This is a genomic window from Geodermatophilus obscurus, assembly GCF_900143215.1.
In the GTDB taxonomy this organism is placed as follows: domain Bacteria; phylum Actinomycetota; class Actinomycetes; order Mycobacteriales; family Geodermatophilaceae; genus Geodermatophilus; species Geodermatophilus obscurus_A.
In genome coordinates this window covers 247,820-267,659 of sequence record NZ_FRDM01000001.1, presented here as the reverse complement: position 1 = coordinate 267,659, position 19,840 = coordinate 247,820, and the positions used below count along the sequence as shown (strand labels likewise).

Annotated in this window: 17 protein-coding genes and 2 tRNA genes; 8 read left to right on the top strand and 11 right to left on the bottom strand. The window is 72.0% G+C overall.

The features are described 5' to 3' along the window. Positions 1 to 34: 34 nt before the first annotated feature. The gene (gene valS, locus BUB17_RS01410) at positions 35 to 2,620 is read left to right on the top strand and encodes a valine--tRNA ligase (protein ID WP_072911947.1); all 2,586 of its coding nucleotides are present in this window, start codon (positions 35 to 37) and stop codon (positions 2,618 to 2,620) included. Between the two features lie 51 nt (positions 2,621 to 2,671). On the opposite strand, the gene BUB17_RS01405 is transcribed toward valS, so the two are convergent. The 6 genes from BUB17_RS01405 to BUB17_RS01380 all read right to left on the bottom strand — a co-directional run bounded on the left by BUB17_RS01405 (position 2,672) and on the right by BUB17_RS01380 (position 8,582). Further along, positions 2,672 to 3,592, bottom strand: coding sequence for a DUF559 domain-containing protein (locus BUB17_RS01405; protein WP_072911944.1), 921 nt, complete (start codon positions 3,590 to 3,592; stop codon positions 2,672 to 2,674). A gap of 185 nt (positions 3,593 to 3,777) precedes the next feature. Next, on the bottom strand, positions 3,778 to 5,049 hold the full coding sequence (gene clpX / locus BUB17_RS01400; RefSeq protein ID WP_072911941.1) for an ATP-dependent Clp protease ATP-binding subunit ClpX: 1,272 nt from the start codon (positions 5,047 to 5,049) through the stop codon (positions 3,778 to 3,780). A gap of 282 nt (positions 5,050 to 5,331) precedes the next feature. Continuing rightward, positions 5,332 to 5,958, bottom strand: coding sequence for an ATP-dependent Clp protease proteolytic subunit (locus BUB17_RS01395; RefSeq protein ID WP_072911939.1), 627 nt, complete (start codon positions 5,956 to 5,958; stop codon positions 5,332 to 5,334). Between the two features lie 18 nt (positions 5,959 to 5,976). After that, entirely contained in the window at positions 5,977 to 6,612 is a 636-nt protein-coding gene (locus BUB17_RS01390) for an ATP-dependent Clp protease proteolytic subunit (RefSeq protein WP_432416372.1), read from the bottom strand. Positions 6,613 to 6,904: 292 nt separating this feature from the next. Then, on the bottom strand, positions 6,905 to 8,380 hold the full coding sequence (gene tig, locus BUB17_RS01385; RefSeq protein WP_072911936.1) for a trigger factor: 1,476 nt from the start codon (positions 8,378 to 8,380) through the stop codon (positions 6,905 to 6,907). 128 nt (positions 8,381 to 8,508) lie between these two features. Continuing rightward, positions 8,509 to 8,582, bottom strand: a tRNA-Pro gene (locus BUB17_RS01380). 88 nt (positions 8,583 to 8,670) lie between these two features. Between BUB17_RS01380 and BUB17_RS01375 the strand changes: the two genes are divergently transcribed. Then, positions 8,671 to 8,741: transfer RNA gene (locus tag BUB17_RS01375), tRNA-Gly, on the top strand. Positions 8,742 to 9,203: 462 nt separating this feature from the next. Here BUB17_RS01375 and sigJ read toward each other — a convergent pair. Beyond that, positions 9,204 to 10,088: an RNA polymerase sigma factor SigJ gene (sigJ, locus tag BUB17_RS01370; protein ID WP_072911934.1), complete on the bottom strand. Its 885-nt coding sequence runs from the start codon at positions 10,086 to 10,088 to the stop codon at positions 9,204 to 9,206. Between the two features lie 104 nt (positions 10,089 to 10,192). Between sigJ and BUB17_RS01365 the strand changes: the two genes are divergently transcribed. Then, positions 10,193 to 10,987: an SDR family oxidoreductase gene (locus BUB17_RS01365; protein WP_072911931.1), complete on the top strand. Its 795-nt coding sequence runs from the start codon at positions 10,193 to 10,195 to the stop codon at positions 10,985 to 10,987. Between the two features lie 173 nt (positions 10,988 to 11,160). Here BUB17_RS01365 and BUB17_RS01360 read toward each other — a convergent pair whose 3' ends face one another. Together BUB17_RS01360 and BUB17_RS28465 are read right to left on the bottom strand one after the other, a co-directional pair. Next, on the bottom strand, positions 11,161 to 12,663 hold the full coding sequence (locus BUB17_RS01360; protein ID WP_072911929.1) for a serine hydrolase domain-containing protein: 1,503 nt from the start codon (positions 12,661 to 12,663) through the stop codon (positions 11,161 to 11,163). Positions 12,664 to 12,931: 268 nt separating this feature from the next. Further along, positions 12,932 to 13,840 carry a Vgb family protein gene (locus BUB17_RS28465; RefSeq protein WP_072911924.1) on the bottom strand — a complete coding sequence of 303 codons (909 nt, stop codon included), beginning with the start codon at positions 13,838 to 13,840 and terminating at the stop codon, positions 12,932 to 12,934. A gap of 58 nt (positions 13,841 to 13,898) precedes the next feature. On the opposite strand from BUB17_RS28465, the gene BUB17_RS01345 reads away from it, so the two are divergent. Together BUB17_RS01345 and BUB17_RS28375 are read left to right on the top strand one after the other, a co-directional pair. Then, complete coding sequence (locus BUB17_RS01345; protein ID WP_072911921.1) at positions 13,899 to 14,513, top strand: TetR/AcrR family transcriptional regulator; 615 nt, start codon at positions 13,899 to 13,901, stop codon at positions 14,511 to 14,513. Continuing rightward, positions 14,514 to 14,855: an aromatic-ring hydroxylase C-terminal domain-containing protein gene (locus BUB17_RS28375; protein ID WP_348537032.1), complete on the top strand. Its 342-nt coding sequence runs from the start codon at positions 14,514 to 14,516 to the stop codon at positions 14,853 to 14,855. Between the two features lie 176 nt (positions 14,856 to 15,031). Here the strand turns inward: BUB17_RS28375 and BUB17_RS01335 are convergent, their stop codons facing one another. Then, entirely contained in the window at positions 15,032 to 16,225 is a 1,194-nt protein-coding gene (locus BUB17_RS01335; RefSeq protein ID WP_208983281.1) for a sensor histidine kinase, read from the bottom strand. A 134-nt stretch (positions 16,226 to 16,359) separates the two neighbouring features. On the opposite strand from BUB17_RS01335, the gene BUB17_RS26495 reads away from it, so the two are divergent. The 3 genes from BUB17_RS26495 (at position 16,360) to BUB17_RS01320 (ending at position 17,937) form a co-directional block, all read left to right on the top strand. Further along, positions 16,360 to 16,776 (top strand): hypothetical protein, encoded by a 417-nt coding sequence (locus BUB17_RS26495; RefSeq protein WP_175561239.1) that lies wholly within the window; start codon positions 16,360 to 16,362, stop codon positions 16,774 to 16,776. Beyond that, the gene (locus tag BUB17_RS26490) at positions 16,773 to 17,462 is read left to right on the top strand and encodes a GNAT family N-acetyltransferase (protein WP_175561238.1); all 690 of its coding nucleotides are present in this window, start codon (positions 16,773 to 16,775) and stop codon (positions 17,460 to 17,462) included. Before BUB17_RS26495 ends, BUB17_RS26490 begins: the two co-directional genes overlap by 4 nt. Before the next feature lie 118 nt (positions 17,463 to 17,580). Then, positions 17,581 to 17,937 (top strand): hypothetical protein, encoded by a 357-nt coding sequence (locus BUB17_RS01320; protein ID WP_141242851.1) that lies wholly within the window; start codon positions 17,581 to 17,583, stop codon positions 17,935 to 17,937. 287 nt (positions 17,938 to 18,224) lie between these two features. On the opposite strand, the gene BUB17_RS01315 is transcribed toward BUB17_RS01320, so the two are convergent. Then, on the bottom strand, positions 18,225 to 19,766 hold the full coding sequence (locus BUB17_RS01315) for a multicopper oxidase family protein (RefSeq protein ID WP_141242850.1): 1,542 nt from the start codon (positions 19,764 to 19,766) through the stop codon (positions 18,225 to 18,227). Positions 19,767 to 19,840 lie beyond the last annotated feature (74 nt).

The following is a 19,840-nucleotide window of genomic DNA, read 5'->3' as shown; positions in this document are numbered from 1 at the left end:
GGATGCCAGCCGCGCAGTTCCTAGACTCAGGGACATGGTCACCGACACCCGCACCCCGGACACCGCTGCGCCGGGAGTCGCGGTCGGCGTACCGGAGAAGCCGTCGCTCGACGGGCTCGAGGACAAGTGGATCGGCCGCTGGGCCGAGGACGACACCTACGCCTTCGACCGCGCGGCCGCTCTCGCGGCGCCCCGGAAGCAGACCTGGTCGATCGACACCCCGCCGCCGACGGCCAGCGGCTCGCTGCACGTCGGGCACGTGTTCAGCTACACGCACACCGACATCGTCGCCCGCTACCAGCGGATGCGCGGCAAGCACGTCTACTACCCGATGGGCTGGGACGACAACGGCCTGCCCACCGAGCGCCGCGTGCAGAACTACTACGGCGTGCGCTGCGACCCCTCGCTCCCCTACGACGAGGGCTTCACGCCGCCGGCCAAGCCGGGCAAGGACCAGCAGCCGGTCTCGCGCCGCAACTTCGTCGAGCTGTGCATGCGGCTGACCGAGGAGGACGAGCGGGCCTTCGAGCAGCTGTGGCGCCGGGTCGGGCTGTCGGTGGACTGGTCGAACGTCTACCGGACGATCTCGGAGACCTCCCGGGCGACCGCGCAGCGGATGTTCCTGCACAACCTCGCCCGTGGCGAGGCCTACGCGCAGGAGGCGCCGACCCTCTGGGACGTCACCTTCCGGACGGCGGTCGCGCAGGCCGAGCTCGAGGACCGCGAGCGGCCCGGCGCCTACCACCGGATCTCGTTCTCCGGCCCGGCCGGCCCGGTGTTCATCGAGACCACCCGGCCCGAGCTGATCCCGGCCTGCGTCGCGCTGGTCGCGCACCCCGACGACGAGCGCTACCGGTCGCTGTTCGGCCAGACCGTGCGGACGCCGGTCTTCGACGTCGAGGTGCCCGTGGTGGCGCACCGCCTCGCGGAGCCGGACAAGGGCTCGGGCATCGCGATGATCTGCACCTTCGGCGACCTCAACGACGTCACCTGGTGGCGCGAGCTGCAGCTGCCCACCCGCGCGATCGTCGGCTGGGACGGCCGGCTGCTGCCCGAGGCGCCGCCCGGGGTGCCCGCCGAGACGTACGCCGAGCTGGCCGGCAAGACGGTGTTCAGCGCCCAGCAGCGGATGGTCGAGCTGCTGCAGCAGTCCGGGGACCTGGACGGCGAGCCGCGGGCGATCACCCACCCGGTGAAGTTCTACGAGAAGGGCGAACGGCCGCTGGAGATCGTCACCACGCGGCAGTGGTACATCCGCAACGGCGGCCGGGACGCCGCCCTGCGTGAGGCGCTGGTCGCGCGGGGCCGGGAGATCCAGTGGGTGCCCGAGCACATGCGGTACCGGTACGAGAACTGGGTCGAGGGCCTCAACGGCGACTGGCTGATCAGCCGGCAGCGGTTCTTCGGCGTCCCGTTCCCGGTCTGGTACCGGCTGGACTCCTCCGGTGACCCGGTGTACGACGAGCCGATCCTCGCGCCCGAGTCGGCGCTGCCGGTCGATCCGTCGTCCGACGTCCCCGAGGGCTTCTCCGAGGACCAGCGCGGCGTGCCCGGCGGCTTTCTCGCCGACCCCGACGTCATGGACACCTGGGCGACGTCGTCGCTGTCGCCGCAGGTGGCCTCGGGCTGGGACACCGACCCGGAGCTGTTCGCGCACGTCTTCCCGATGGACCAGCGCCCGCAGGCCCACGACATCATCCGGACCTGGCTGTTCTCCACCGTCGTCCGCTCGCACTTCGAGCACGGCACGGTGCCGTGGACGCACGCCACCATCTCCGGCTTCGTCGTCGACCCCGACCGCAAGAAGATGTCGAAGTCGAAGGGCAACGTCGTCACGCCGATCGACGTGCTGGAGCGCTACGGCACCGACGCGGTGCGCTGGCGGGCCGCCGGGGCCCGGCCGGGGGCGGACTCGCCGTTCGACGAGGCGCAGATGAAGGTCGGCCGCCGGCTCGCCATCAAGATCCTCAACGTCGGGAAGTTCGTGCTCGGCCTGGGCGCCTCGGCGGCGGCGTCCCCGGACCAGGTGACCGAGCCGGTCGACCGGGGCCTGCTGGCCGGGCTGGCGGGTGTCGTCGACGAGGCGACCGCCGCGATGGAGGCCCACAACTACACCCGCGCGCTCGAGGTGGCCGAGGCGTTCTTCTGGTCGTTCTGCGACGACTACGTGGAGCTGGTGAAGTCCCGCGCGTACGGGTCGGGGCCGGCCGCCGAGTCCGCCCGGGCCGCGCTGGCGCTGGCGCTGTCGGTGCAGCTGCGGCTGTTCGCGCCAGTGCTGCCGTTCGTCACCGAGGAGGTCTGGTCCTGGTGGCAGTCCGGCTCGGTGCACCGCGCGCCGTGGCCGGCCGCCGCCGGACTGCCGGCCGGCGGGGACCCGGCGGTGGTCTCGGTGGTGGCGGCCGCGCTGGCCGGGGTCCGCAAGGCCAAGTCCGACGCCAAGGTCTCCATGCGGGCCGACGTCGAGTCCGCGACGGTGACCGCGCCGGCCGAGCAGGTGCCGCTGGTGGAGGCCGCGCGCAGCGACCTGGCCGAGGCCGGCCGGATCGCCTCGCTGACCGTCGCCCCCGGGAACGGCCCGCTCGCCGTGGACGTCGTCCTCGCCCCACCCGCGGAGTCCTGACCGCGGCGTCTGTGTGCGCTGGTCGGCAGGTCTCGACTCAGGATCTGCCGATCAGCGCACCCGGTCGGCCGCGAAGAGGCGCAAGCGGGCCTGCCGGGCAGCGAGGATCTCGCGACGGCAGGCATCGGGAGACCTCGTCATGCGCGCGTAGCCGAAGCGCAGGGTCTGCCACCCGATCGTCGCGAGCAGCGCGTCCCGAGCGATGTCGGCCTCTCGCTGGGTGCGCGACCCGTGCCAGGCGGCCCCGTCCATCTCCACGGCCAGCAGGACGTCGTCGTACCCGGCATCCAGGACGAACGTGCGGCCGGCGACCGTCACCCGGCGCTGCTGCACGAACGGCGGCATCCCGGGCGCGCGCAGCACCTGGAGACAGCCCCAGATCTCCAGCTCGCTGCGACAGCCGTCGGCCAGCAGCGTCGCCAGGCGGGACAGCTCCGTGCGGTCACCGAGCCGGGGTCGGCGCGCCAGCTCGGTCAGGAGGTCCCGCGGTGAGCAGTGCCGATCCCGCACCGCGGTGATGGCCGCCGCCCGGACGGCCGTGCGGTCGAGCCCGGCCGGCCGCGGCCAGGAGTCGACGACGGACCGCTCGACCGAGGTGACCGCCAGCCCGTCGACGCGGCGCCGTTCGGCCCAGATGGCCGGAGCCCGGTGTACCACCATCCCTGCGGAGCCGCGGGCGCTCATCGAAGTGCCGACGGAGACGTGCACCGGACCGCTCGGGTGCGCCGCGAGGCCCCACAGCGCCAGCGCCGTGCCGTGGCTGGCCACTGCCTCCCGTCCCTCGAGTGCTGCGGCCAGCCGGGTGCGCCACTGCTGCGCCGCGGACGGCAGGGCCAGGACGCCGGGCCGCAGCCGGACCAGCTTGCCGGCGGCGACCCACGAGCCCACGGTGCGCGGGCTCACCCGGATGAGGAGCTCCTCGCTGGTCACCCAGCCCTGCGGGCCCACCACCGCCGACACGTCGAACGCCATGCCGGGAGGCTGCTGCGCGGAACGCCTGGTGCAGGCCGGCCGGGGGGATCTGTGGACAGTCCTTATCGACCGAGTGCGCTGACCGGCAGTTCCTCGGCCAGGACCTGCCGATCCGCGCACACACGACCCCGGGAAGCGCGACGGCCCGCCCCCTGGGGGACGGGCCGTCGGCGGTGCGCCTGGGGTCAGGCCGACTTCTCGCGGCGCTCCCGGCTGGGCTTGCGCGGCACGATCGTCGGGTTGACGTGCTCGAGCACGACCTCCTTGGTGATCATCACAGAGGCGACGTCGTCCCGGCTGGGGACGTCGTACATCACCGACTGCAGGACCTCCTCCATGATCGCGCGGAGCCCACGGGCTCCGGTGCCGCGGAGGATGGCCTGGTCGGCGATCGACTCGAGGGCGTCGTCGGTGAACTCCAGCTCCACCCCGTCGAGCTCGAACAGCCGCCGGTACTGGCGCACCAGGGCGTTCTTCGGCTCGGTCAGGATGTTCATCAGCGCGTCGCGGTCCAGCTTCTCCACGCTGGTGATGACGGGGAGCCGGCCGACGAACTCGGGGATCATCCCGAACTTCAGCAGGTCCTCGGGCATGACCTCGGCGAAGGCGTTGGCCTCCTCGATCTCCTTCTTGCCGCGGACCTCGGCGCCGAAGCCGATCCCCTGCTTGCCGGCCCGCTGCTCGATGATCTTCTCCAGCCCGGCGAAGGCGCCGCCCACGATGAACAGCACGTTCGTCGTGTCGATCTGGATGAACTCCTGGTGCGGGTGCTTGCGGCCACCCTGCGGGGGCACCGACGCCGTCGTCCCCTCGAGGATCTTCAGCAGCGCCTGCTGCACGCCCTCGCCGGAGACGTCGCGGGTGATCGACGGGTTCTCGCTCTTGCGGGCGATCTTGTCGACCTCGTCGATGTAGATGATGCCGGTCTCGGCCCGCTTGACGTCGTAGTCGGCGGCCTGGATCAGCTTGAGCAGGATGTTCTCGACGTCCTCACCGACGTAGCCGGCCTCGGTGAGCGCCGTGGCGTCGGCGATGGCGAACGGGACGTTGAGCATCCGGGCCAGCGTCTGGGCGAGGTGGGTCTTGCCGCAGCCGGTCGGGCCCATCAGCAGGATGTTGGACTTGGCCAGCTCGACGGAGTCGTCGCGACCGCCGGGGTTACCGGCCTGCACCCGCTTGTAGTGGTTGTAGACCGCGACCGAGAGCGCACGCTTGGCCTTGTCCTGGCCGATGACGTACTGCTCGAGGAAGTCGTGGATCTCCTTGGGCTTCGGCAGCTCGTCGAACTTCAGGTCCGACGACTCCGAGAGCTCTTCCTCGATGATCTCGTTGCAGAGGTCGATGCACTCGTCGCAGATGTAGACCCCGGGGCCAGCGATGAGCTTCTTGACCTGCTTCTGGCTCTTCCCGCAGAACGAGCACTTGAGCAGGTCACCGCTCTCACCGATTCGTGCCACCTGCTGACCTCCACCTCGGGGGGATTCCAGGCTCCTGGTGTCTCAGGAGCCCGCCTGTTGATGGTGCTGATGTCCCGCGCTCGGCCCACTCCGGCGAGGCTCTCCTCCCGGCACGTCGGGCCGGGGATCGGGTGCTCGCCGACCGTACCTGCTGGCCCCGACCCCGGAGGGCGATGACTCGCCCGGCGGGGGCGGCGCCGTGACCACATGCGTCCCGCGTCCCCCGACGGTACGGGTCGAGCGCCCGACACGCGCACACTCGACCCGTCCCGGTTCGGGTGATCAGGCCGGGAGCGCGTTCAGCTTCCGGCTCTGGATGACCTCGTCGACGATGCCGTAGGCCTTCGCCTCCTCGGCCGTGAGGATCTTGTCGCGGTCGATGTCGGCCCGGATCTGCTCGGCGGTGCGGCCGGTGTGCCGCGCCAGGATCTGCTCCATCTGCAGGCGCACCCGCTCGATCTCCGCGGCGTGGATCTCCAGGTCCGAGACCTGACCGCCGGCCTCGCCGGAGGGCTGGTGGATCAGCACGCGCGAGTACGGCAGCGCGAGGCGCTTGCCGGGGGTGCCGGCCGCGAGCAGGACGGCGGCGGCCGAGGCGGCCTGGCCCATGCAGACGGTCTGGATGTCGGGCCGGACGAACATCATCGTGTCGTAGATGGCCATCAGCGAGGTGAAGGAGCCACCGGGCGAGTTGATGTAGATCGTGATGTCGCGGTCGGGGTCGCTGGACTCCAGCGTGATCAGCTGGGCCATCACGTCGTTGGCCGACGCGTCGTCGATCTGCACCCCGAGGAAGATGATCCGCTCCTCGAAGAGCTTGTTGTACGGGTTGGACTCCTTCATGCCGTAGCTCGTGCGCTCCACGAAGGAGGGCAGGATGTAACGGCTGGAGGGCATCTCGAAGCTCATGTCAGTTCCTCCGAACCGTCAGTTGTCGGTGACCGGGTTGGCCTGGTCGGTCATGGCGGCACGGCTGACGACGTGGTCGACGAAGCCGTACTCGAGGGCCTCCTGCGCGGTGAACCAGCGGTCGCGGTCGGAGTCCCGCTCGATCTGCTCGATCGGCTGGCCGGTGTGGAAGGACTGCAGCTCGTTGAGCTCGCGCTTCGTGCGCCGGAACAGGTCGGCCTGGATGGCGATGTCGGCCGCGGTGCCGCCGACGCCGGCCGAGGGCTGGTGCATCATGATCCGCGCGTGCGGCAGGGCGTAGCGCTTGCCCTTGGAGCCGGCGGTCAGCAGGAACTGGCCCATCGAGGCGGCCAGGCCCATGCCGTAGGTGGCCACGTCGCAGTCGATGAATTGCATCGTGTCGTAGATGGCCATGCCGGCGCTCACCGAGCCGCCGGGCGAGTTGATGTACAGGTGGATGTCCTGCTTGGGGTCCTCAGCCGACAGCAGCAGCATCTGCGCGGCCAGCTGGTTGGCGATGACGTCGTCGACCTGGGTGCCCAGGAAGATGATGCGCTCGCGCAGCAGGCGCTCGTAGACGGAGTCGCCGAGGTTCATCCCCCCGGCGGCGCCACGCAGGAGCGGCGCGCTCGCCTGGTTCGGGTTGGTGCTCACGGGTGCGGTGACCTCCGTTGGACTGTCGTGCAGTCGGTCTCGCTGGGCGGGGCTGGTGGTGCCGGGCCGGGCACCGCCGCGGTGCGGTGTACCCGGTGCCGATCTGGGTCTGCGTCGACCCTAACGCGCGTGCTGGAGGGGGCAGTCCCGACGCGGGGGGTGTTCGCCGTGGGCGCAGCGGCCGGCCGGTCCATCGCCTCCCGGGACGACCGACGCCGCCCCTCCCCGGAGCCCGGGGTGGGACGGCGTCGGTCGTGCGCGGCTCGCCGCGAGCGTGCTCGGGTGGCCGCTCTCAGCTCTTGGTGACGTCCTCGGTGTCCTCGGTCGCGCCCTCGGTCGCCTCGGCGGCGGTCGCGTCGGCGACCTCGGCGTCCGGGGCCTCCTCGGCGTCCTCGGCGTCGGCGTCCTCGGCGTCGGCGTCCTCGGCGTCGGCCGGGGCCTGCACCGTCCTCGGCCGCAGCGCCTCGAGGTCGACCACGTTGCCCGAGGCGTCGGTGATCGTCGTCTGCTCCAGGAGCTGGGCGAGGGTCTTGGTGCGGCGGACGTCGGCGACGAACTCGGCGATGTTGCCGCCCTGCTGCAGCTGCTGGGCGTACTGCTCCGGGCTCATCCGGTTGCGCTGGGCCTGGGCCATGATCTGCGCCGAGAGGTCGTCGTTGTCGACGGTGACCTCACGGGCGTCGGCGATGGCGTCCAGGATGAACTGGGTGCGCACCGCCTCCTCGATGTTCTTCCGCTGGTCGGCGTCGTAGGCCTCCTGGCTCTCGACCCCGGACATCTGCAGGAACGAGTCCCAGTCCATGCCGGCCTGCTGCAGCTCGTTCTGCATGGCCTGGTTGCGCCACTCGATCTCGCGCTCGACGAGGTTCTCCGGGATCGGCACCTCGACGGTCTCGAGCAGGTGCTCGACCAGCTTGTCGCGGGCCTGCGCACCCTGCTGCAGCACCTTGGTGCGAGCCAGCCGGGTGCGCACGTCCTCCCGCAGCTCCTCGAGGGTGTCGAACTCGCTGGCGGTGGAGGCGAACTCGTCGTCCAGCTCCGGCAGCTCCTTGGTCTTCACCGAGCGGACGGTGACGGTGACGTCGGCCGTCTCGCCGGCGTTCGGGCCCTGGAGCAGCGCGGTCTGGAAGGTGGTGGACTCGTCGGCGGACAGCCCGCGGACGGCGTCGTCGAGGCCCTCCATGAGGTTGCCGGAGCCGACCTCGTAGGACATGCCGGTGGTCGAGCCGTCCTCGAGGACCTCGTCGCCGAGCTTGGCCTCGAGGTCGATGGAGACGAAGTCACCGTCCTGGGCGGCGCGGTCGACGCCGGTGAGCATGCCGAAGCGCTCGCGCATGACCGAGATCTGCTGGTCGATCTCCTCGTCGGTGACCTCGACGTCGTCGACGGTGACCGCGAGCTCGTCCAGCGACGGCACCTCGACCTTGGGGGCGACGTCGACCTCGGCGGTGAAGGCGAGGGTGTCGTTGTCGTCGAGGCGGGTCACCTCGATGTCCGGCTGGCCCAGGACGCGCACCTGGTTCTCCCGCACGACCTCGGAGTAGACCTCGGGGATGGCGTGGTTGATGACCTGCTCGAGGACGAGCGGCCGGCCGACGCGCTGGTCGAGCACCCGGTTGGGCACCTTGCCGGGGCGGAAGCCGGGCACGCGCACCTGGCGGCCGAGCTCCTTGTAGACCTCACCGAAGGCGTGGTCCAGGTCCCCCCACGGCACCTCGATCGCCATCCGGACCCGCGTGGGGCCCAGTTCCTCGATGGTGCTCTTCACAGCGGCAGTGCTCCTCGATCGACAGATGGGGATGGGGCGCCGGGCAAGACGGACGACGCCGGGTCGACCCCCGAGTCTAGAGACAGCCGCGGGGACGCCGGTCCGGCGGACCGGGAGGACGGAGACGGTCGGGGTGACAGGATTTGAACCTGCGGCCCCCCGCTCCCAAAGCGGGTGCGCTACCAAGCTGCGCCACACCCCGTGGCGGGTCGAGTCTAGGTCCCGTCCGAGCGGGGACGACGCGGCGCAGGTGGCCGGAACGCCAGCGGCTACGCTGTCGGGGCACCGTCGCGGGTGTAGCTCAATGGTAGAGCCCCAGCCTTCCAAGCTGGCCATGCGGGTTCGATTCCCGTCACCCGCTCGACAGAGATGCCGGGACACCGTGCGGGAGGTGTCCCGCGACATCGTTCGCGTTGAGGCTGATCGCGCTCCGGGCCGCAGTCGCCCTCGTCGGCGACGCGTGACCGGGACTCGCCAGCGGGCGTGACGCCTCGCACCACCGTCCTCGGCCGGTAGCGGGATGCCGGCCGGTGCTCTGCTCGCACTCGAGATCAGGCCGAGCAGGCCCACTACGCTGCCCTGATCCCGCAGGAGTAGCCCGCATGCAAGCGGCACGAGACCCGGGGCGCGTCACCGGGCCCCAGCGGCAGTCGCTCATGCCACTTGCCGGTTTCGCCCCCGCCTTGCCAGGCGGCGGTTGCTTCCCACGTCCGGGAAGGGGCCATGAACACCCCTTCGTCGTCGTGCGCCATGCCGCCCGCATGGCCGCTAACGAGCAGGCATGCGGCTGGCCACGATGATCAAGAGCCGCTGCCGTGGATGATCAGTCGTCGAGCACGGCGAGGTCGAGGCGGGCCAGGCGGTCCGGGTCGGAGAGCACGTCGATGGCGACGATCCGCCCGTCGGTGACGGTGAAGCCCATGACCGACAGTGGGCGGCCCTGCGCCGCGACCACCACTCCGGCGGCACCGTTGACCAGCGCCGGCCGCGCGAAGGGCGAGAGCCGGCCGAAGGTGATCGCCTGCTCGGCCACCGTCGATGCGCCTCTGTAGACCACCGACAGGCGGGTGCGCCTGGTTCCGCCGTCGGACCGCAGCACGACGTCCGGATCCAGCACGGCGACGAGGCCGTCGAAGTCGCCGTTGCGGGCGGCGGCGAAGAAGGCGTCGACGACCGCCCGTTGGCGGGCGAGATCCGGATCCGGAGCCGGCGCTCGTCCTCGAACCCGGCGGCGGGCGCGGCTGGCCAGCTGCCGCGCAGCGGCCGGCGTGCGCTCGATCATCGGCGCGATCTCCTCGAAGGGCACGCCGAACATGTCGTGCAGCACGAAGGCGAGCCGCTCAGCCGGCGTCAGCGTCTCGAGCACCACCAGCAGCGCGAGCCCGACCGAGTCGGCGAGCACCGCCTCGTGCTCCGGGTCGAGCCCGGATTCGCGGCTGACGATCGGGTCGGGCACGTGCACGTCGAGCGGCTCCTCCCGCCGCTGCGCGCGGGAGCGCAGCAGGTTCAGCGCGACCCGCGCCACCACCGTGGTCAGCCAGGCACCCAGGTTCTCGACCGCACTCGGATCCGACCGGCTCAGCCGCAGCCAGGCCTCCTGGACGGCGTCGTCGGCCTCGCTCACCGACCCGAGCATGCGATAGGCCACCGCCCGCAGCCGCGGCCGCTGCTCCTCGAACCGCTGGGCCAACCACGCGCGGTCGTCCACGTCTGTCACATCCCCTCGTCGCGCCGTGTCACAGGCGTAGACCCGCGGGACCCCGCGGATGTGACCGGAAGGGCACTTCCGGACCGACGAGATGGGAGAAGACCATGGGAACCCCGATCCTGGTGACCGGCGGCACGGGCACGCTGGGACGCCTGGTCACCCCGCTGCTGGCGGAGGCCGCCGGCGCGGTGCGTGTGCTCAGCCGAGGCAGTCACGAGCCGGCGGAGGGTGTCGAGTTCGTGACCGGCGACCTGGTCAGCGGCGAGGGTGTCGACGCCGCCGTGCAGGGCGTGGACACGATCGTGCACCTGGCCGGCACCGCCAAGGGCGACGACGTCAAGGCCCGTCGGCTGGTCGACGCGGCTGCCGCGTCCGGCGTCCGGCACCTCGTGTTCATCTCCGTGGTGGGCGCCGACCGCATCCCGGTGACCGGCCGGATGGACCGGACCATGTTCGGCTACTTCGCCGCCAAGCTGGCCGCCGAGCGGATCATCGCCGAGTCAGGACTGCCGTGGACCACCCTGCGAGCCACCCAGTTCCACGAGTTGACCCTGGCCACGGTGCAGGGGATGGCGAAGATGCCGGTGATCCCCGTTCCGACCGGCTTCCGGTTCCAGCCGGTCGACGCCGGTGAGGTGGCGGCCCGGCTGGTCGAGCTGGCCCTCGACCGGCCGGCCGGGCTGGTGCCCGACCTCGGCGGGCCGCGTGTGTACGGGATGGACGAGCTGATCCGCAGTTACCTCCGGGCACGGGGTCGGCACCGGCTGACCATGCCGGTCCGGACCCCTGGAGATGCGGCTCGCGCGTTCCGGGCCGGGGCGAACCTGGCGCCGGAGCGAGCCGTCGGCCAGCGGACCTGGGAGGAGTTCCTGGCCGAGCGGGTGCCCGCACACCGGTGACGCCCTCGAGCAGCGACCGCGGTCGCCGGATCCGCGGCACGGCGATCCAGATGGGATTGACGTCGACGCCTCACCCCCGGCCGTGACGGTCACCGAATGCTGCTGGTACCGGTCCTGGACACACTCAGTGGCTCTCGCTCGGCTTCTCCGGATGCATCAGGGTTCCGCAGACATCAGGGTTCCACGTACCGGGGCTGGGGACGGCGGAGGCGTATCAGCGTGATCACCCGGGCGGCTGCCAGTCCCATCCCGGTCACCGCGCCGACACCCAGCCAGATGATGACGTCGGGCATGGACAGGGCGAGCTGCTCATGGGTGAAGGCGCGCCCGATGGTCCGGAGCACCAGCGCGGGCAGCCCGACGAGCAGCGCTGTGGGTAGCAGCAGCCAGAGCAGACCAGGCGCCAGTCGCCACCACGGCGCGCGCAGGTGGCGGTTCGCCCAGGCACGTCGGCGCAGAACAGCCCGGCCGCGCAGCGCCAGGGTGACGACGGTGAGGACGGCGAGCGCTACCGCCACGACAAGGGTGCGGGGGAAGGAGCCCGCGGGTGGGCCGCCGGCGAGCAGTGCGGCGATCCGGTCGGCCACCCCGACGGTGTCGGCCAGCGCGTAGTTGCCGTCGAAGAGCACCGCGATGCCGTAGCCCTCCTCGGGCAGCAGTACCTGTTCGGCGAAGGAGGTGGACAGGACACCTGTGTGCTCCAGCCGGACCGGCCCGTTGCCCGGTCCCGGCACCGTCCAGCCCATGGCGTAGGTCGTGTCGATGCCGGACGGCGGGGTGTGCATCATCTGCACGCCTTCCTCGCTGAGCACGCGGCGGCTGCCGACCTGCCCGCCGTTGGCCTGCGCGATCAGCCAGCGAGCCATGTCCTCGGCGGTGGAGACGATGCCGGTGGAACCGGCGGCGAAACCGTCGAGTTCGTCGCGGGCCACCGGCTGGCCGAACACCAGCACGTGCCCTTGGGCGAGCCGCGGGGCGAGCGCGGTCGCGGCCTGCGTGGTGGGCGCGGTCAGGGTGCTGCTCATGCCGAGGGGTTCGAACACCTGCCGGTCGAGGTGGTCGGCGAACGGCGTTCCGGCGATCGTCTGCACCAGGGCGGCGAGCACCTGGTAGTTGGGGTCGAAGTAGTGGAACTCCGAGCCGGGACCGGCGACGGGCCGGGCGGTGCGCAGAGCCGCCAGCCGGCTGCTGATCGTCGTCGACCGGCCGTCGTTGGGATCGAAGCCGGCGTCGGCCAGGCCACTGGTCTGGTTGAGCAGGTCCCGGACGGTGATCCGGTCGGCGGCCCCCGCGTCGGCGACCGTGAACGTCGGCAGGTAGCGCCGGATCGGGGCGTCCAGGTCCACCCGGCCCGCGTCGACGAGCTGCAGCACCGCCAGGGCGGTGAAGGACTTGCTCAAGGACGCGAGCCGGAACTGGGTGGATGCGGTCACCGGCCGGCCGCCCCCCGCCGAGCCGTAGCCCTTGACCAGCAGAAAGTCCTCGCCGTGGGTGACCGCCAGCGCCATGCCCGGAAGCCGCGTGGCGGCGAAGGACTCGGCGGCCACCCGATCGATCGCGGCGGGGTCGATCTCATCCGTCGCCGCCCACGTCGGCGGCGCGCCGGTCAGGCACAGCAGCGCGACGCAGGCCAGGCAACCCCACAGCGTCTTGGCGCGTAGCACCCAAGCCCTCATGGTCGCCTCCTCGGGGGTTCACGGATCCTCGGCGGGTGAGTCACCGAACTGGCCTCGTCGCCCCGCCGTACCTCCCTGACCGCGGCTCGAGGATCGGCGCGTGCACCGGGGATCCGAGTGGCGAGCTGCGCCTGGCCTGCACCGACAGGACGTCGATCGACGAACATCCTGACGCCGCGGCCGGGGTGGTCATGGCCTGCACGGAGCCCGTCGACGTCGTTCCCGAGGCCAGGAGCGCATTGCTCGTCGTCCATCGGTCCTGAGGCCGTCACCCGGACCGGACACGAAGGTCCGTTGCCGGCGCAGGGACAGCGATCCGCTGGCGGGTGAGCCGTGCCAGTGAGCCCGCCTCCAGCGCGACCCAGACCGACCCGTCGACCGCGACGGCCACACCGTGCGGTTCAGCTCCGGGACGGAAGACCACTTCGTCGACGACCTGACCCCGGGCGTCGAGCCGCACCGTGGAACTGCTGCCCCACAGGGTCACCCAGCAGCCGCCATCGTCGGTGGCGACGGCGTGCGGCCTACTGCCGCGATCCGGCAGCGGGAACTCGTGGATCCTCCCATCGGCATCGATGCGCCCGACCTGACCGGCGCCTATCTCGGCGAACCAGACCTCGTCCCGGCCGGCATGGATCCCGACCGGACCGGCGCCGACCGTCGGCAGCCGGAAGGTGCTGACATCGCCGTCGGTCGTCATCCGACCGATCGCGTCGGCCCGGTGGAGGGTGAACCACAGCGCGCCGTCGCTCCCCGCTGTGATCAGGGACGGCATGCTCCCTGCGGCGAGGGAGAACTCGTCGACCGTCCCGTCGAGGGCCAACCGGCCGATCCGGTCCGCGGACAGCAGCGTGTACCAGAGAGCGCCATCCGGACCGGCGCAGAGTCCGTACGGTGACCCGTCCGGAGTGGGTACGGGTACCGAGGACACGGATCCGGACGGGTCGACCCGCCCGATGGAACCGTCGCCGCGGCTGAACCACACGGCCCGATCCGGCCCGACCACCGGCACCATCGGTCGGCCCTGCCCGCCGTCGAGACGAACTCGGCTACGCGCTCCATCGGGATCGAGTCGCACCAGTTCGCCGCGCTCCACCAGGGTCGTCCACACGGCGCCGTCCGGGTCGACGGCCACCCCGTAGGCCCCTGGACCCACGTCGTACTCGGTCACGAACATCAGCGCCTCCGGACCGCAAAGATGGCTAATGCTACTGCTGTAGCGTTAGATTGCACCAGTGTCCGACGACGTGCCGAGCCGACGACCTGGGGGGCGCACCGCCAGGATCCGTGCCGATGTCCTGGCCGCACTGGATGCACTGCTGACCGAGCAGGGCTACGACGCCTTGAGCATCGAGGACGTCGCCGACCGGTCGGGCGTGCACCGGACGACCATCTACCGCCGCTGGGGCAGCGTGGCCATGCTGCTGGTGGATCTGCTCCACCTGGGCACCGAGGACGACTGGCGCCCACCGGACACCGGCTCACTGGCAGGCGACCTGACCGCCATCAATCGGGAGCTCTACGAGGCCCTGATGGTGGAACCGTCGCTGACCACAGCCGTGATCGCCGCGTCCTTCCGTACACCCGAAGCGGCGGAGGCGCTCAGCCGGTTCTGGGCCGACCGGTACCGGCGGAGCGAGGTCGTCGTACGGCGGGCGATCGAACGAGGCGACATCCGCGCGGGCACCGACGCCCAGCAACTGCTCGTATCGGCCACCGGGCCGCTGTTCCACCAGCGGGTGCTGCTCCGACGGCCGATCACCCGTGCCGATGCGGACGCGTATGCCCACGCCGCTCTGGCAGGCGTCGCGGGCCCCGGTGGGGACGACGCCGCATCACACCTCCGCTGAATCGCTCACACCGGGAGGACGCCATGGCTGCGCCGGATCCCGCACGGCCGCACCCCTCCACCCGACCGGAGCTCACCGACGTCGTCTTCCTGCGGAACCAGGTCCGATCGGACCTCATCGACGTCGTTGATGCACGAAGGCCGCGGGCTGCTGCTCGACCAGACCGGCCGGCTCTCGGTGGTGGGCTGGGCTGATCGGGTCGACCACGTCGTCGATGTCAGCGCGGAGGTGGATGTGCCCGCGGCACTGCTGCGGCCTGACGGCCACGTGGCGTGGGTCGGCGAAGATTGGACGGAACTGCTCGGCCGGCTGCCCAGGTGGTTCGGCGCGCCCGTCGACTGAACCTGCAGCCGGCCTGGAAGGGCGGGCCGTGTGGGGGGGACGCACGACATCGGGACTCGACCCCTGATCGTGAACGGTGCCCGCCTCGCCCGCGACGGGGATGTCGCCGTCGCGCTCGGCCGGGGCCCGCAGCCCCGTGCGCACCGGCTCCTGGTCGTCCACGAGCACGATCCGGATCACGACGCCAGCCTCGTCGGAAGCACCGCGTGGACCACGAACCCGCCCGCCTTCCCGCGGCCGGCCTGGAGCTGCCCACCGAGCACGGCGGCCCGCTCGCGCATGCCGAGCAGCCCCTGGCCACCGCCTGGCGACGACGGCCCTGCTGCGGAGCCGCCCGGGCCGTCATCGGTGATCACCAGCTCCAGCCGGTCGTCACGGATGCCGGCGGTGACCGCAGCGTGCCTGGCGCCGGAGTGCCGGATCACGTTGGTGAGCGACTCCTGCACGATCCGGTAGGCGGCCGCCTCGATCGCGCCGTCGAGGCAGTCGTCGTCCACGGCGACGTCGATGCCGACCGGGAGGCCCGCCTCCCGGGCCGCGTCGGCCAGGCGGTCGAGTCCCGAGAGGCACACCGCGCCCCGCTCGACGTCGGCGGCCGGGGACCGCAGGAGCTTGACCGTGGCGCGCAGCTCCCGCAGCTGCGCCGAGGTGGCCGCACCGATCTGCTCGATCGCGCGCCGGGCGGCGTCGTCGTCGCGTCCGACGGCCTCGGCGGCGACGTTGCCGTGCAGTGCGATGACGGACATCGCGTGGCCGACCGAGTCGTGCAGGTCCTGGGCGATGCGCACCCGCTCCGCCTGCAGCCGCCGCTCGGCCTCACGGGCCTGCTCGGCGGTGGTCATCGCCCGCAGCCGTTCCTGGGAGGAGCGCGTCTCCCGGCGGGCACGCACGCTCACGCCCAGGGCGATCGACGCGGCGACCAGCGCCAGGTTGGTCAGCAGGTCGTGGCCGATGAGGTACGTGGTGGGCTGGAAGCCCTGCGCCACCTGGGCCACCGCGCCGACCGCCACCAGCGCGCTGCCGGCCACGACCGCCCAGCCGAGGACGCCGACCTCGGCCGCGCGGTACAGCACCGCGACCGCGGGCAGGGCGATGCCGATCCCGGGGAGGTCGAGGATGTAGTACGCGAAGATGCCCAGGACGGTCAGCGCCAGCACCAGGCGCGGGGCACGCCGGCCGGCCAGGAGGAGCCCGCCGAAGCCGACGGCGAACAGGAAGGCCCAGGCAGTCTCCGGGCCGAACCCCGGTCGAGCGGCGGCGATGAGCAGCGCGACCATCAGGGTCTGCGTCGTCGCGAGCAGCGCATCGGTCAGGCGCCGGTCCACCCCGGCGACGCCGGCTCCCGGGGCCGGCTCCCTGATGTCGAGCACGCCGGTCAGCGTAGGAATCCCGTTCCCGACCGGCCATCCCCGCCGCGACGACACGAGAGGTCGCTCCACGGCGACCTCCGATGACGCACCGCGGCTGATGTGCCCGCCCGGCGTGCTGCCTAGCGTCCCCCGGCATGGCGATCCCGGGCTCCCCCGCCGGACCACCGGGCCGCCCCGGGTCGGAGGTGAGCTGGCCGGTGGCCTTGGGGCTCGGCTCGCTCGCGCTGCTGTTCCCGTTGGCCGAACTCACCGGCCTCCGGGAGGCGCTCCGGCCGGCACCCACGGTCGTGCTGCTGTTCGGCGTCGTGATCGCGACCTGGATCGGCGTGGTGGCGGTCGGGCGGGTGCCGCGGCCGGTGCTCACGCTCACCCTGGCCGGCGCCGTGTTCGGCGTCGTCCTCGTGGCCCTCCCGGTGACCCTCCGGACGCTGCCCGACGTCGACGGCCGTCTCCTGGTTCTCGGCGCGGTGCTGGAGATCGCACGATCCGTGGTGCTGGGCGCCCTCGCCGGGCTGCTCGCCGCCGCCCTGCGGAGGAGGAGCCGGAGATGACGCGCAGGGACAGCGCGACGACGCGACGCAGCACTCCGGTGCTCGGACGAGACGTGGTGATCGCTCCGGTTCCGCCGGCACAGCGAGCCACGGCTGCCCTGCTGGCGGCGAGGGCGATGCAGGACAACCCCATGCACGTCGCCGCCCTCGGCCCGGACCTGTCGCGCCGCGTCGAGGTCATGAACCGGGCGTTCGGCGTGCTGCTCACCCCCTCCACCCGTCACCTCCTGGGCGCGTGGCAGGGGGACCGGCTGGTCGGCATCGCCGCCTACACGTCATCGCGGCACTGCCGACCGGACCGCGGCCAGTGGCTGCGGTTGCCACCCACCCTCGTCCGGGCGGGTCCCCGAGCCCCTCGGCTCCTGCGGTGGCTCGCGGCATGGAGCGGCCGAGACCCCGGGACGCCGCACTCCCACCTCGGCCCGGTCGCCGTCGACCCGCTCGTGCGGGGCCAGGGTGTCGGCAGCCGGCTGCTCGCCGAGTACGTCGGAGGCCTGGACCGCGACGGTGAGTCCGGTTACCTCGAGACGGACAAGGCCGAGAACGTCCGGCTCTACCGGCGCTTCGGTTTTGAGGTCGTGGCGCGGGCCGACGTGCTCGGCGTGCCCAACTGGTTCATGGCCCGCCGACCGGCGGCGCGCAGCCCTGGGATCGATCAGTACGCTCGTGCTGGCTCTCGCTCGTGACCGTCGATCGTGCTGCGCGTCGGTCCGAGAGCCCGACGTCCGGCTGCATACCGACCGGGTGCAGCCCTATCGGGGCAGTCCAGCGGAAGTTCGTCGCCCGTGGGGGTAGAGCTACCCCGTGGCGAACACGTGGCCGTGGTGGGTGGCGTTGGTTGCCGCCGTCCCCATGCTCGCCGCCCCCTTGCTCGTGATGATCCGTCGGTCCGGTCGTCGCCAGGTGCGCTTCACCGGGCGGCCGAGCGTGTCCGTCCCCTCGTGGGCACACCTGCTCGGGCTTGCGGGCATTGCCTCGGGGTTGGCCGCCGTGGATCGGCTGAGCAGCACTCGTGAGGATGGCTGGCTTTACGGTGGCGGGGTACTGCTCGCGCAACTCGTCCTGACGACCGGCCTGGTGATCGGACACAACCGTCGCGTCGCAGCAGACCCGGGTGACGCGCGAGAGGGTGTGCGGACGAGGCCGGCCGCTGGTGGGTGACCGGGTGCGCCGAGCGGGCCAGCCCCGTCCCCGGAGCCGCTCTCCCACTCGATCCTCATGCACCCGGCCTCGGCCGTCCGCGCCTCTCCGACCGCGGGCGCACCACGCGCAGGAGCAGGAGTGCGACGGCGCCCGTGATGACGCCGACGGCGGTGCCGGTGAGCAGGCTCGGCACGACGACGTGCCCGCGGAGGATGCCTTCTGCGCGGACGGGTCCACGTCGACCAGCGGTGCTGGCCTCGTGCATGGACGGATTCCGGGATCTCGGGTGTCGGAGCGGAGGGCGGTCAGTCGCCGTGGTCGTGCCCGGAGGAGCCGCTGGGGGACTGCTCCGGCTCCTGCCCCGGCTCGAGCACCACGAACTGGCCCATCATCCCCTCGTCCTCGTGCAGGAGGAGGTGGCAGTGGAACATGTACGGGTACCGCGGATCGGTGTAGTCCTCGAAGGTGAGCAGCAGCCGGTAGGTGCGCTGCGGCTCCAGGTACACGGTGTCCTTGCGGCCGGCGAGCTCCGGTGGTGATGCCTCGCCGTCGATGCTCAGCACCCGGAACTGCACGTCGTGGACGTGGAAGTTGTGGGGGAAGGGGTTGCGGCTGCGCACCTCCCACACCTCGGCGGTGTCGACCGTGACTACTTCGTCGATCCGGTCCATGTCCATGGTCTTGCCGTTGATGCTGCGGCCCTCGAGCACGAAGCTGCGTGTGACGTCGGACGGGTCGGACTCGTCGGGTGGCGGCGGGTCGGTCAGCGTGGCCGCGACCTGGGGTGAGGCGGTCAGGTCGTCGGCCGCCCGCAGCAGCAGGACGTCGAACGCGTCATCGCCGCCGAAGGCCGCCGGCGCCACCACCGCACCGAGGTCGGGTGGGGTGGAGCGCAGCATCACCTCGGTGCCCTCCTCCATCGCGACGATGATCTCGGCGCGCTCGCCGGGCGAGAGGCGGACGTGGTCGGTCTCGACCGGGGTGGGGAGCAGGCCGCCGTCGGTGCCGACGAGCTGGAAGCTGCGGCCGTCGTCGAAGCCGAAGCTATAGGTCCGCGCGGTGGAGCCGTTGAGCAGGCGCAGGCGGATCCGCTCGGTGATCACCTCGTGGACAGCACCGAGGGTCCCGTTGGCCATGACCGTGCCGCCGAGGGTGCCGATCTCGTTGCCGCTGTCGTCCAGGGTGAGCCGGCCGTCCTCGGCGAACCGCTTGTCCTGGACGATGACCGGGATGTCGTCGACGCCGTAGTCGTGCGGCAGTCCGGCGGCGGCAGCCGTGCCGTCGTCGAGGAGGAACATGCCGGCCAGGCCGCGGTAGACGTGCTCCTCGGTCTCCCCGTGCGGATGGGGGTGGTACCAGAGCGTCGCGGCGGGCTGGTCGATCGTCCAGTGCGGGCGCCAGGTGTCCCCCGGCTCGATCATCTGGTGCGGCCCGCCGTCCATCGCCGCGGGCAGGTGCATGCCGTGCCAGTGCACGGTGGTGCCCTCGTCGAGGCCGTTGGTGACCTCCACCGCGACCCGCTCGCCACGCTCGGCACGGAGGGTGGGGCCGAGGTAGGAGCCGTTGAACCCCCACGTCGCGGTCTCGGTGCCGTCCAGGAACTCGGTGGCACCTTCGTCGGCGGTCAGCCGGAAGACCCGGGTGCCGTCCGCCTCCACCCGTGAGTCCGCCAGCGGCGGGATGGCCAGGGGCCGCTCGAAGGTGACCTCGACCTCCGCCTCCGGTGGTGCCGTGCTGCAGGCAACGCCCCCCAGAGCCACCAGGCCGGCGACGGCCACGCTCACCACCGTCCGCGGACCGGAGCCGGCAGGGGCCGAGCAGAGTCGACGAGGGGACTTGCTGGGCATGCGCCCGACGCTAGGAACGCCGGCAGCCGCACGCGTCCGGCTGCTGTCCCGAGACGACCCCGCACCGGGACGAC